Source organism: Photobacterium kishitanii (assembly GCF_000613045.3).
Classification (GTDB): Bacteria; Pseudomonadota; Gammaproteobacteria; order Enterobacterales; family Vibrionaceae; genus Photobacterium; species Photobacterium kishitanii.
This window is the reverse complement of record NZ_LN794353.1, coordinates 863,393-876,593: the sequence shown is the minus strand read 5'-3', so window position 1 is coordinate 876,593 and position 13,201 is coordinate 863,393. Positions and strand designations below refer to the sequence as shown.

Annotated in this window: 10 protein-coding genes; 4 read left to right on the top strand and 6 right to left on the bottom strand. The window is 37.2% G+C overall.

What is annotated here, in order from left to right:
* Window positions 1-67: 67 nt before the first annotated feature.
* Entirely contained in the window at window positions 68-259 is a 192-nt protein-coding gene (locus tag PPBDW_RS19275; RefSeq protein ID WP_036791666.1) for a hypothetical protein, read from the top strand.
* Window positions 260-341: 82 nt separating this feature from the next.
* Here PPBDW_RS19275 and PPBDW_RS19270 read toward each other — a convergent pair whose 3' ends face one another.
* Window positions 342-593 (bottom strand): FeoC-like transcriptional regulator, encoded by a 252-nt coding sequence (locus PPBDW_RS19270; protein ID WP_036791663.1) that lies wholly within the window; start codon window positions 591-593, stop codon window positions 342-344.
* Window positions 593-2,932 (bottom strand): Fe(2+) transporter permease subunit FeoB, encoded by a 2,340-nt coding sequence (gene feoB / locus PPBDW_RS19265; protein ID WP_036791660.1) that lies wholly within the window; start codon window positions 2,930-2,932, stop codon window positions 593-595. The genes PPBDW_RS19270 and feoB overlap by 1 nt, the downstream gene beginning before the upstream one ends.
* Window positions 2,933-3,523: 591 nt before the next feature.
* Between feoB and PPBDW_RS19260 the strand changes: the two genes are divergently transcribed.
* Both PPBDW_RS19260 and eno read left to right on the top strand, forming a co-directional pair.
* Complete coding sequence (locus PPBDW_RS19260) at window positions 3,524-3,727, top strand: hypothetical protein (RefSeq protein ID WP_036791657.1); 204 nt, start codon at window positions 3,524-3,526, stop codon at window positions 3,725-3,727.
* Window positions 3,728-4,163: 436 nt separating this feature from the next.
* Window positions 4,164-5,450 (top strand): phosphopyruvate hydratase, encoded by a 1,287-nt coding sequence (gene eno, locus PPBDW_RS19255; RefSeq protein ID WP_036791654.1) that lies wholly within the window; start codon window positions 4,164-4,166, stop codon window positions 5,448-5,450.
* Window positions 5,451-5,519: 69 nt separating this feature from the next.
* On the opposite strand, the gene PPBDW_RS19250 is transcribed toward eno, so the two are convergent.
* On the bottom strand, window positions 5,520-6,431 hold the full coding sequence (locus PPBDW_RS19250; RefSeq protein WP_036791652.1) for a LysR family transcriptional regulator: 912 nt from the start codon (window positions 6,429-6,431) through the stop codon (window positions 5,520-5,522).
* 195 nt (window positions 6,432-6,626) lie between these two features.
* On the opposite strand from PPBDW_RS19250, the gene PPBDW_RS19245 reads away from it, so the two are divergent.
* A complete protein-coding gene (locus PPBDW_RS19245; protein ID WP_036791649.1) occupies window positions 6,627-8,309 on the top strand; it encodes an alpha-keto acid decarboxylase family protein in 1,683 nt (560 codons plus the stop codon).
* Between the two features lie 61 nt (window positions 8,310-8,370).
* Here the strand turns inward: PPBDW_RS19245 and PPBDW_RS19240 are convergent, their stop codons facing one another.
* The 3 genes from PPBDW_RS19240 to uhpT all read right to left on the bottom strand — a co-directional run bounded on the left by PPBDW_RS19240 (window position 8,371) and on the right by uhpT (window position 13,009).
* Window positions 8,371-9,705, bottom strand: a complete 1,335-nt coding sequence (locus PPBDW_RS19240) for a DUF1501 domain-containing protein (RefSeq protein ID WP_036791646.1) — start codon at window positions 9,703-9,705, stop codon at window positions 8,371-8,373.
* Window positions 9,706-9,711: 6 nt separating this feature from the next.
* Entirely contained in the window at window positions 9,712-11,262 is a 1,551-nt protein-coding gene (locus tag PPBDW_RS19235; protein ID WP_036791643.1) for a DUF1800 domain-containing protein, read from the bottom strand.
* Between the two features lie 358 nt (window positions 11,263-11,620).
* Window positions 11,621-13,009, bottom strand: a complete 1,389-nt coding sequence (gene uhpT, locus PPBDW_RS19230; protein ID WP_036792957.1) for a hexose-6-phosphate:phosphate antiporter — start codon at window positions 13,007-13,009, stop codon at window positions 11,621-11,623.
* Window positions 13,010-13,201 lie beyond the last annotated feature (192 nt).

The window sequence follows — 13,201 nt, the reverse complement described above, 5'->3', positions numbered from 1 at the left end:
GCTAGCGTTATAAGAAATAAATGAATTAAGACATGATGAAGACTATACAAATTTGCAAGGATTGCTTATGTATACTCAACACATTGTTTTAAATAATCAACATACTCATTGTCAGGCAACCAATACAACGGATGAATTGGATACGATGATGAATATTTCTAATGAAGAATTGTCACTGTTTTTGTTAGAACACTATGATGATGGAAACTTTGCTCAGGCTTATAAACATTATAAAAAACAGAAGAATGGTACTGTATAAAAAGTTAAAGCCACCATTAATAGAAAGACCACCTGTGAAAGTGGTCTTTTTTATGGCTATAACACGAGCTGCTCAATGATCGTTAAATATTAGCTATCGCTATTTGCTCATCACGCCAGCGAAAAATAATATCTTGTGAGTTTATTTGGCAATCATGGCAAGTTTGATTGCAGGCTTTCGTTGCCTCACAGCGATCTATTTTGCCTCTTTTTATTAAATCATCTAGCAATACGAGTAGCCATTGTGGCTCACTATTAAATTTTTTGCATAGCTGAGCTAGAGAAATAACTCTGGCTGTTCGTACGGCATTTCTAACGCTAATTAAGGAAGTCATTAGTGACATCCTCCACTTTTATGTTGAGCTGGTGTTGTTGGAATTGATAGTTGCCAATCAACTTTTTGACTTAAATAACGAATGCCAATAATAAAACTTATTATTAGTGAACAAGCAAATACCAACCAACCAATTGTTGCCATTGGGTGGGCTGTAAATGTCGCGGTTTGGTAAAAAGCAATTGCGAGTGCATACGCAACAGCTATCCCCCAGAAAGTAGAGAACCAAGCCCAGTTGCGGCCTATTTCTTTCGCTATTACGCCAATTGTTGATACACAGGGCACATACAATAAGACAAAAATTAAATATGCATATGCACCGACCATCGAACCAAACTGATTATGCATTTGCCCCATCGCCGTGGTATTCATACTGCCATCTGCTTCACTGGCTTTAATCGGATTTTTTAAGGTCGTTAATGAGAAACTATTTTCAACACCAGTGACGGTATCTTGCCATGCTGTTTTCAGCTCGGTTAGTAGATGGAAGGGTTGCGTACCGTCAGCACCATCAATGATTTTTTGGTTTGCTAATTCAGCGCTGTAAAGGGTATTAAGCGTACCCACGACAACTTCTTTGGCTAAGAATCCAGTGAGTAAACCTACGCTTGCTGGCCAGTTTTGTTGGTCAACACCAAGCGGTGATAATACCGGTGTTACCCAGCGACCAATGTCTGATAAAGCAGAATTTTGTTGTTGTCCTGGTTCAATTACACGTCCAGAAAATGTAACGCTGTTAAGTGCCATAACAATCATACAGATGGGAATGATAAGTCGACAAGCTTTAACTAAAAAGCCACGGAGGCGACTCCAACTGTGGATTAAGGTCGTTTTAAGGCTTGGCACATGATAGGTTGGCAATTCCATAATAAAAGGAGATGCTTCACCCGTTAAGAGTGTTTTCTTTAATACAAAACCAGTCAGTACTGCGACTAAAATACCAAGTAGATATAGCGAGAACACAATCAAGCTGCCCATACCTTGAAAAAAAGCGGCAGAAAAAACCCCAAAGATTGCAAGTCGAGCACCACAAGACATAAAAGGTGCCATCATAGAGGTTAGGATGCGATCTCGTGGTGTTTCAAGCGTCCGCGAAGCCATAATTGATGGAATATTACAGCCAAACCCAACAATCAGTGGTACAAATGATTTACCGGGTAAGCCAATAGCTTGCATTAAGCGATCGATAACAAAAGCAGCGCGAGCCATATAACCACTATCTTCTAATACCGAAAGGTATAAGAACATTAGCCCTATCTGCGGGATAAAGGGCATTACTGTGTTTATACCGCCACCAAGACCTTGGGATAAAATCGCCCCTAACCACATGGGTAGACTGAGATATTGACATAGCCATGCAGTACCATGAATAAAGATTGCAGCTGAGCCTTCATCAAAAATAGGTTGTAGTCCGCCACCGATGTTAATCGCAAACCAAAACATTAAATACATCACCAATAAGAAGATCGGTAATCCGAGATAGCGATTAAGGACAATTGCATCTATCCATTGGGTTAATTTATGCTGAGTTGCTTGTTCATGAGAGGTTGATTGGGCGATGAGATCAGCGACAGTTTGATAGCGAGCATCTGCAATTAATAGATCTGCATGCTCATTATATGCTTGAAAAAGTAAATCCTGATAATGCGTTACACGATCAGGAATATCAGTGTTTAAAATATGTTTTTGTGCTGATATGTCTGATTCTAGTAATCTTAAAGCAAGCCATTGCTTATTGTTTTCTGCAATTAATGTGTCGGGGAAATCAGCGCTTAACTGTGTGATTACCTGGCGCAATTGTAGTGGAAAATGTGTTTTAAAAGAGGATGTTTGTGGGGTGATGAGTTGTTTTTCAATCGCGGCTTTTAATGGTTCAACACCTTTATTTTTATTAGCGATTAAACATACAACAGGGCAACCGAGTTGAGCTGATAATGCTTCAGCATCGATAACAATATTTTTTTGTCGCGCAATGTCGAGCATATTGAGTACCACTAGACAGGGTACATTCATTTCAATTAATTGCAGCGTAAGATAAAGATTACGCTCGATATTAGCAGCATCGACAATATTAACTACAAGATCTGCTTCACCACTTAAAATATAGTCGCAGCCAATTTGTTCATCAACAGATCCTTGTTCGTCAAATGAGCTCATTGAATAAATGCCGGGTAAATCAACAACGGTTACCGTTTGGTTATGATACTGATAAGTTCCTTCTTTTTTATCAACAGTTACGCCCGCCCAATTACCAGTACGCTGTCTGGCACCCGTCAAGGTATTAAATAATGTGGTTTTACCGCAGTTTGGGTTACCCAATAAGGCAATGCTATTTGCCATTATTATTTCTCCGAACATAGTTTGATAATAGGAAAAGTCACTAATAAAAATCAGGTTAAAAGTATATTAATGTTATTAGTTATATGGTTTTATTTAAACGTAAATAGATATCAATTACATTTATATCGGGGTTAATAGCAACCGTCAAATATTATTTAAAATCTGCAACGTATTATTTGTTATATAAGTCAAACTGTTTAGAAGTAATTATTACCACTTATTAAAAATGGTTTTTTATTTATTAAAGATGATTTTAATTAAGCAGGATTTATTGTTGTTACGAAAGTTAATAATAATGGCGGTTTTTATATTATAAATATGCTTCTATGAATTTAAAACATATATCGCGGATGGAAAATAGTTAATGTGATGTTAATTGTTGTTGGTGATTTAATAGCAAGTAACTATTAAGGCCAGTGTTATGCATCTTAAACGCCGAGGCTTAAGATAAATCGTACATAATTGACTCAAATGTTGATTATTGTAGTTACCTTTGTGACACGGTTAATATTTGTTAACAGTTATCTGCTTTTGAATCTGATTAATCTGGTTTATTATTACTGTGTTTATAATCAGTATGTGAAATGTTTTATGTGGTTTGAAGGCAAAAAAAAGACAACGGTAGTGGATAAAGATAAATTGATTTCTGAAATTCACGAGCTTGTTTTAAAACAATATAGTCAACATGATATTAAGCTAATAAAAAACATAACATCGAAAGGCGGTATTGAACTACATTTTGCTGTTGCTGGTGAGGATGTACTCCAAATGAGTATTGAATCGTCTAATGTTTAACTGATTTTTTATCATAAAAATCAGCCATAAATATTTATGGCTGATTATAATTCTTTGATATTTACAGTCATTAAAATTTATTTTTCCAATCGGTTACTATAACAATCTGTTAAATATAACTCATCTTAAAATCCAGATATTAACGTTGGTTACAATTATTTATAATTACACCTTGGTTAAGATTATAAATAGTATTTTATATTCCATTTGTGATTTACTTATAAATAAAAATAATTATCATTTACATTGTGTTTGTTTTATCTCGGTGTATAGTGAAATTAGGCTCTAATATATCTGTAGCGTATTTTATTTTTAATAAAGATATTTTTTACTCTTATTTATTAACTTTAGTATGTTTTTGAAAAGATTAGAATTAAAACATTTAAATAAATATATGTGGCAGATTTTCTGATTAATTTTTTTTGAGGCTAATTATATGGATTTTTTAATTGATAATATTTATGCTCGCGAAATATTAGATTCTCGCGGTAATCCGACTGTAGAAGTTGAAATAACGTTAGCTTGTGGTCATACCGTTCGAGCAGGAGTACCTTCAGGGGCAAGTACGGGTTCGCGAGAAGCTGTTGAGTTACGTGATGGTGATATGAATCGATATGGCGGTAAAGGTGTACTAAAAGCCGTTCAACTAATTAATACTGAAATTGCCGCTGCTTTAATTAATATTGATGCCCGTGAGCAAGCACTTGTTGATCAGATTTTGATTGATCTTGACGGTACTGAAAATAAGAGTCGCCTTGGTGCAAATGCTATTCTTGGCGTTTCATTAGCTGTTGCTCGTGCCGCTGCTGATGTTTCAGAGTTACCGCTATATCAATATATTGGTGGTTTAGGCGCGAATTTATTACCGGTTCCTTGTATGAATATTCTTAATGGCGGTGTGCATGCTCGCTGGCAGGGACCCGATTTTCAAGAATATATGATTGCGCCTTATGGGGCGGCAACTTTTAGTGAAGCAGTACAGTGGGGCAGTGAAGTTTATCACGCTCTACGTCAGGTTTTATTAGACAATAACCTCAGTGTTGGTGTCGGTGATGAAGGTGGTTTTGCACCTGCGGTTAATTCAAATCGTGAACCTCTTGAGTTGATTGTTAAAGCTATTGAGAAGGCTGGTCTACGTCCGGGTGAAGATGTTGGTATTTGTATGGATCCTGCTTCTAGTGAGTTTTATGAAGATGGAATGTATAACCTTCGTTCTGAAAATCGCCAATTAACGTCAGCTGAAATGGTTGAGTATTACGTGAAATTAGTTAATGAATTCCCTATCGTATTAATTGAAGATGGTTTAGCTGAAGATGATTGGGACAACTGGCCTATCCTCAATAAAACCTTAGGTGATCGTATTGAGATTGTTGGTGATGATTTATTAGTTACCAATACTAAATATATCCAAAAAGGTATTGATCTAAAGGTCGCTAACTCTGCGTTAATTAAATTAAACCAAATTGGTACATTGACTGAAACGATTGCCGCAATTCAGATGTGTTACGGCGCTGGTTGGGGAGCATTTGTCTCACACCGTTCAGGTGAAACCATTGATAGTTTTATTGCTGATATGACTGTAGGTTTACGTACAGGACATCTTAAAACAGGAGCACCTTGTCGAGGTGAACGTGTTGAAAAATATAATCAATTAATGCGTATTGAAGATGAACTTGGAATGGCTGCTATTTATGCTGGCCGTAAAGCATTCATCAATAATTAATTATTGAAGAGCGGTATCCAAACTAATGCCTCCTAATTAAGTTATTAATAGGGGGCATTTTTATATTAATTATTGACCAAGTTGGGCTAATAAATGCTCAACAACCACTTTTGTTTTTAATTCTTGGGTTTTGTTTTTAGTGTAAACAAGCGCCATTGAATGGGTTGTATTAAAGGGCGATGCGGTAAATTCATTTAATACGCGCACCAGTTTTTTTTCGTTAATTGCAGCGATGACCATATGATGAGGGAGTAAAACAATTCCACCATCTTGTAGTGCTGCCTCTAATAGCGCCAGTGAGCTATTACTTGATAACCAAGCGGCGTTGAGTTCTATTTTTTGCTTGGTTGTTATTTCTGTTTGAGTTTGTTCAAAATACCATTGAGTGCTAATGTGTCTAAAATGCTGCGCTAGTAGTTGATGCTGTTCTAGATCTGTTGGTTGATGTAGTGGCGCAGCAGTTGCTAAATAGTTCGCACTGGCACAGGTCCAATATTCTATATGTTGTAATGGGCGAGCAATAAAACTACTGTCAGAATAATCTTCAATTCGAACATAAATATCGTAATCAGCGCCATAAGGGTCTAATTCTTCATCACTATAATTAAGATAGATAGTGAGATCTGGCCATTGTTGTTGTAATGCTGGTAAAAGTGGCGCGATATAATGCGTACCATACCATAGTGGCGCGCTAATTTTCACATGCCCTTGAACGCGTTGCTGGTGTAAGGCTATCTCATCGACTAATTGATCGATTTGCGCACAAATAGCTATTCCCTGATGATAAACGTGTTGTCCTGTTTCCGTTAATGATAAGCGTCGCGTATGTCTAATCAGCAGCGGGCAATTAAATTCTTTTTCTAATTGTTGTACATGTCTTGAAATAGATGAAACAGCAACATTAAGCTGTTCTGCTGCTGCAGAAAAACTACCTTGTTTAACTGTAGCAATAAAATAACGTAAAGATTCGATAGATTTCATAGCATTAACTCACGATATTGTTGTCGCTCATATTTCCGTACTGTCGTGCGAAAATATTAAAATACAGATTATTGTTTCGAAAAGTGCAAAACAGTTTTTGAGTCTTGGCGCTTACTCTTTTATTTAAAAGGATTAGGATGTTTGAACACACTGCTTATTGTTAAGTAGATAATTATTATGATCAAGGCTATAAATATGAAACCTTCACTTACCGTTGTTGAATATCTTATTGAAGCATTAAAAGCGATTAATCTACATCATGTTTTTGGTGTTCCTGGTGATTTTGCCTTTCCAATCAATGATGCTATTTGTAATGATAGCGACATTGAATGGATTGGTTGTTCTAATGAATTAAACGCATCTTACGCCGCTGATGGTTATGCACGAATTCATGGTGTTGCAGCATTAAATACGACTTATGGTCCAGGAGAGTTAAGCGCATTATGTGGTGTTGCTGGCTCTTTTGCGGCGCATTTACCAATAATATTTATTGCAGGTATGCCAAGTTCAAGCTTAATGACAACGGATAAATTAATTCACCATACATTAGGTGATGGTAAATTTGATACCTTTGTGAAAATGGCTGCTGAAGTAACCATAGGCAATGTAGTATTGAGTGCTGATAATGCCGAGGTTGAAATACAACGTATTATCCAAATGGCGTTAATGACTAAACTTCCTGTTTATATTGGTGTTCCAGAAGATATTGCCTATCTAAAATTAGATAACCCACAGCCATTTGATTTTTGTTATGCAGCACCTAATGAGTCTAAAAATGTTGATGCACTCGCACAAAAAATAGCAATGCAGATTAATGAAGCCCGCAATCCAGTGGTTATGGTCGGTGAACATTTACGTGTTTATAATGCCTTAGTTTCAGCTCAAACGTTGATTGAAACAGCTAACCTGCCATTCGCGACTATGTTTGCTGATAAAGCAATTATTGATGAAACACATCCTAATTTTATTGGCTTATATGATGGTAAGGTTATCAATCGTGCTGTGCGTGAGGTAATTGAAAATAGTGATTGCGTGGTTAATTTAGGGGCGTTATTAACTGACTTTAATACCGGTGCCTTTAGTGCTGAATGGCCGCAAAATACTATTAATGTCTATGGTGATCGAATTGAATGCGATGAGTGTCATTATGATGCGGTGGATTTAGTCGCCCTATTAGACGCTATTACAGTCTTATTAAAGCCACGCACGAATGTTGATTATCCATGTTATATGGGTTACAGCCCAACTCAAGTATCAGCTGATACTGCTATTGATGCCGCTTCTTTATACCCACGCTTAGAGCAGTTCTTTAAAGAGGGTGATCAGATTATTGCTGAAACTGGTACGGTATCGATGGGGCTTGGCATGGCACATTTACCTAAGCAAGCGAGTTTTCATAATCAAACATTATGGGGCAGTATTGGTTGGGCGACACCTGCCGCTTTAGGTGCCGCATTAGCGAATCCTCAGCAGCGTACGGTGTTATTAACTGGTGAAGGCTCTCATCAATTAACTGTGCAGGAAATTGGACAATTTCATCGTTATCATCAAACACCGATTATTTTTGTTATTAATAATAATGGCTATTTGATTGAACGCATTTTGTGTAAAGACCCGATGATCGCTTATAACGATTTATGTCAGTGGAATTACACTTTATTGCCTGAGGCGTTTGGTATTAGTGATTGGTTAGTGGCTAAAGTAGAAACTAACGCTGAACTTGATAAAGCATTAGCAATGGCACAAACAGCAACAACAGGGGTATATATTGAGATTGTGACTGCTGTTATGGAAACCCCAGCTTTGGCTGCAAACTTAGCGGCACAACTTAATCCGGCTCGCGGTATTCCAGTACATGTAATGGCTGTTGAAGATTAAATAAAGCGTCGAGCCTATTCTCTTGATAGATAGAGAATAGGCTCGACATTTTTAACGATAATTAAATAAATTCAATATAAGGTGAATTGAAATTATTTAAATTTGGGAATATTGATAATGTCTGTGTTTCTGATAAACCTAACCAACGGCATAATGAAGCATTGACTTGATCTGCTGCAATGGTTGGAATAATTCGACCACTATTATAATTATGTTGGCTATTATTGGTCAATTGTGGCCACTCACCGTAAACATTATTACCACGTACCGCACCACCTGTCACAATTTGGTGTCCAGCCCAACCATGGTCAGTACCACTCGCATTTGCTTGTAAACGACGCCCAAAATCAGACATTGTTACGCAAGTTACTTGATCATTTAGGCCTGAATCTACCATATCAGTATTAAAGGCACTTAGGGCATCACTTACTTGTTTAAGAAGTTGTGGGTGAAGTCTTTGTTGGTCCTTATGAGTATCAAAACCTTCTAGACCAACAAAAAATACCTGCCGATGTTGGTGCATATCATCACGGGCTTTAATTAAACGACTTACCATATCTAGTTGTTCTGCTAAATCTGATTTAGGGTAAGAATAATTATTTGGCTGCTTAGCTAGAATTGTTTTTAGCGCTTCATTTTCAGATACATTACGCGACATTGTACTCGCATAATTACGCATATAAATATTGCTATACTGACGTTGGGTAAAATGGGCAAAATAACCATCAAGACGCTCTTCGTCCTTCCAACCGGTATATATACCGCTTCCCGCACTGTTGACAACCGTTTGCTGGGCTTTTTTATAACGAAGTAATTTTTGGCCTTGGTTGACGGAAATTAGAGGTGATAGACTTCCGCTAGCGCCGAGCATCTCCATCATTCGTCCTGCCCAACCATAATCATTACCAAGGTTTTCAGTGCCTAATTGCCACAAATCTTGTTGCTGATTATGTGCCATAAGGAATTGTGGCAATTTAACACTATTATTACTGATGTCATCTCGAGTCGTAGGTTGAATTAGTTGGCCTGAATTGATAATAGCTGTTGCATTTCCTGCTTCAAATAGCGGTAATAATGAAGCCATATTACTATTAAGACTGAGTGGTACACCATTAGTAGTCGTTAAATTTAAAGGACTTAACTGATTCTCTGGCAAGCCCATTTTAGGTCGAGCGGCTTTATAGTCTTGGTAGGCATCACAACCAGGAGTTGGAACGATCATATTGTAAGCATCGTTACCACCAAACAGAAACACACACACTAATGCTTTATTGGTGTTGTCTGATGATTGTGCATCGCCAGTAGGTAGTAGTGATGAGGCGAATGTTGATGCAGATAGGGTCGTCGCACTGACAATAGCACTGGTTTTTAAAAAATGTCGACGTGATAATTTCATTTTTAATTACCCTTCACAGAAAAATTCAGGTGCAGTTGTTGCAATATAAATAGTATTAATAAAACGGATTTTAAGCTGGCTAGGTGACGTATGAGTCGACAAGGCTTTATACATATAATCTTGTAAACTTTTCGACATTAACCCTCCAAAGAAACGTTCATTAATTAGCGCGACATATTCTGTTGTTCCCATTGAGTGGTCGTTAAAATCGGTATTATCCCAATACCAATCTTTTTCGTTTGTTTGATTCAATTTTAAAATGTTGTACCACATTCTATTATGTGTTCGACGCATGATATCGGTAGTTATAATTGTAAATTCAGGGGCAGCAAGACCTAAATTAGCAATTTCGCCCTGAGGAGCATCATTGGGCTTATAAAAGTTAAATACAGTTTCGGCACCAAGTGCATCTTGGCCGTAAGTTACTCCTGCCCATTGGGTATCCCACCAATGCTCACCGACAGATTGCATATCTAATGCACGTAATTGATTGGCAACCACAATTAAAGGCTCTTTTAGTAAACCGAAATGTTGATGTTCACCTTTAAGACCTTGTCCTGCTCCGTGAGCGATTCCAGCAAAAACATCAGGATCGGTAAGGACAGCCTTAATTGTTGCTTTTAAATCACCACGCACGCCATCGCCGTTATCTTCAAAAACTTCAACAACCCGCCGTATATGGTGCAGACCTGGATTACTAGTAACGAAGCGCTTAATAAGGTGAATAGCAACAAAAACAGGTGTATTACTATGGTTAAATAGCATCTCAACCACAGCATCAAGATCTTGGTCTGCATTCTGACCTGCTGGGAAATGGGTTCCCATTACTGTCTTTGCACCCATATCATGCTGACTATTATCTGCTTGCATAGGGTTGATCCAATCATGACGCCAATTTGTATAATTAATATTCCAACCACAGAGTAAACGCGACATATCCTCGACATCATCTTGATTATAAGTGGGTATCTTATTGCCATTATGATCAAGAATAGGCTGGCCATACTTATTTAGTTGCCATAACCCTATAGTGAATAATTGCATACATTCACGGGCAAAGTTTTCATCAGGAAAAGTATTGGTTTGAGGATCATGCTTTTTACTACCAGATAATGTCAAATATTGCCCCATCATCGAACTAATAGTAATTGCTTTAAATAACGTTTTGAAATTACCAAAAGCATGGCTAACCAATAAGTCATAATAATTAGCCAAACCTTCATTTAATGATCCGACACCATGTGAAGATACAACAAATAATTGACTCAATGCATAAGCCATACGTTGACGTAACTGATCTTCACCTGTGATAACACATTGCCACCATACACCTTGGCGCATGTCATCTTGCACGCGGCTATAACTTGAACTGGCAAAAAGTGCTTTGAGTTTTGGTAGATGATAAGTAGGAGATACAGAAAATTGGTCTTCAAACCAAGCATCAAAGCCATTTTTTTGGAGGAGATCAATTTGGCCTTTTTTAGGGCCAAATGAGCCACGATAAAGAAATTTAGCGCATTGACTACGGTCATCGCTGTATATTTTGGTGTCAGTCATGATTATTCCAGTTGATACTTATATTGTATCAATCTTATGATTATGTATATGGATTCTTATGGCGGGCGATAATACTCCGTTTTATTTCTTTAGGAATGGCTGTATTGAAATGCTGACAATTAACTGACTTTTTGTAGTGTTATGTTGTCAAATATTAATGATAACTATAAATAGATATTTAAATTACTGTTATTGTTTGTTTTCTATTTGTATATTATCGATAGTGTTCTTATTTTTATTTTAGTTAATAACTAACTATATTATTAATAGGGTAAATACTTTTTTTTTAAATGTAGCAGATAATAAAAAACCCTCATAATTTATTTAATTATAAGGGTTTTTTTATAAAGGATATTTATTAATGCGCTATTGGTTGTTGTGCTAGTTTTCTTATTTTAATTTCTTCAAATAGCGCTACGATTGCCATTAATACGCAACAAGCGATAGCTGCTGCTTTAATTGCAGCAAAGGTACCTGTCCAGCCGTCAAGGCCAAAGAAAGGATTACCTTCGGCAATGTAGCCAAGACCAATTTTTGCAAACGAATCACCAATTAAGTAGGCAAAAGTACCTTTTACACCATCTGCTGCGGCTAAACCTTGCTTTGGTACAAAACCGATTGCAGCAACACCGATCAGGAGTTGAGGAGCAAACACTAAGAAACCTAATGCAAATAGTGATGCTTTATAAGCAAAAATAGAATCAGCGTGTTGGTAGTAACCTAAGGTAAAGACTATACCAATCAATGCAATACAAGATACAGCACCACGGCGACCATTAAATAAATCTGATAATAGACCCCATAAACAAGTACCGACGAGTGCACCGATTTCAAACATCGTAAAGCCTGAGTTTGCAACGTCTTTAGAGAAGCCTAAAATTTGGTGTGCATATACAGTTGACCATTGGTCAATACCGCTACGTACAATGTAAAGAAAGACGTTAGCAAAACAAAGTAGCCAGATTACTTTGTTAAAAAGAACATATTTCTTAAAGATTTCCATCTTTGTTAATTTGTTTTCTTTAACGGCGTTATCTTCTTCAGAAACAGGCTCTTCAAAAATTTCTTCAACCGTACCAAGGCCGTAGGCTTCTGGGCTATCGTTACCCATAAAGAAGCCAATAATTGCAATAATAATCGCAATCACAGCAGGGAAGATAAACATACCCTGTACATCACCACCAAAGAAGTAATCAGCACCAAACATAGCAACAGCCGCAGCTAATGCGCCACCTGCATTATGTGAGATGTTCCAGAAACCAACCCCAAGACCGCGACGATTGCGTGGCGTCCAGTTAGTAATAGTTACTACCGAGTTTGAGCCACCACCCGATTGGAAGAAACCAGAGGCCGCATAAAGGATGGTCATCATAATAAATTGACTAGAGCTTGGTCCCATAACTAGGCCCATACCAAGAATACAGAAACCTGATAATAATAGCCCTAGAGGGAGAATGTTTTTAGCATTCTTACCGCCTGACCAATAATTTAAAATGGTTTTACCAACACCATAAGTAATTGAAAAACCAAGACCTATAGTGCCAAGCTGCGTTAGGCTCATGCCATAATCAGAAATCATATCATTCTGGGCAATGTTAAAGTTTTTACGTACCAAATACATGGCCATATAACTAACGAAAACTACTAAATAGGACTTTAAAAAAGGAGAGAACCATAGTTTACGACGTTCTTTTGGCGACAAGTCAAGCGTAGGCTTGCGGACTCGTTGAAGTATTGATAATTCCATCGGCTGAATCTCGTTAGGACTTAAATCAGATTTGCTTGTAATTAGGCAAATCGCTGCAGCCGAGACCATACAGATACAATTGATAAACGGATTAAGAATTTTTCCTAGTTTTTTTATGGAATTTTAAATCTCATTGTCAGATCACGTTTTTAACTATTTTGTATGTAAAACAAAGATTTCATTTTTGGAGGG

What these genes read in the sequence shown, in the direction of transcription:
- PPBDW_RS19275 (WP_036791666.1), top strand. Translation starts at nt 68, where the DNA reads ATGTATACTCAACACATTGTTTTAAATAATCAACATACTCATTGTCAG.
- PPBDW_RS19270 (WP_036791663.1), bottom strand. Translation starts at nt 593, where the DNA reads ATGACTTCCTTAATTAGCGTTAGAAATGCCGTACGAACAGCCAGAGTT.
- feoB (WP_036791660.1), bottom strand. Translation starts at nt 2,932, where the DNA reads ATGGCAAATAGCATTGCCTTATTGGGTAACCCAAACTGCGGTAAAACC.
- PPBDW_RS19260 (WP_036791657.1), top strand. Translation starts at nt 3,524, where the DNA reads ATGTGGTTTGAAGGCAAAAAAAAGACAACGGTAGTGGATAAAGATAAA.
- eno (WP_036791654.1), top strand. Translation starts at nt 4,164, where the DNA reads ATGGATTTTTTAATTGATAATATTTATGCTCGCGAAATATTAGATTCT.
- PPBDW_RS19250 (WP_036791652.1), bottom strand. Translation starts at nt 6,431, where the DNA reads ATGAAATCTATCGAATCTTTACGTTATTTTATTGCTACAGTTAAACAA.
- PPBDW_RS19245 (WP_036791649.1), top strand. Translation starts at nt 6,627, where the DNA reads ATGAAACCTTCACTTACCGTTGTTGAATATCTTATTGAAGCATTAAAA.
- PPBDW_RS19240 (WP_036791646.1), bottom strand. Translation starts at nt 9,705, where the DNA reads ATGAAATTATCACGTCGACATTTTTTAAAAACCAGTGCTATTGTCAGT.
- PPBDW_RS19235 (WP_036791643.1), bottom strand. Translation starts at nt 11,262, where the DNA reads ATGACTGACACCAAAATATACAGCGATGACCGTAGTCAATGCGCTAAA.
- uhpT (WP_036792957.1), bottom strand. Translation starts at nt 13,009, where the DNA reads ATGGAATTATCAATACTTCAACGAGTCCGCAAGCCTACGCTTGACTTG.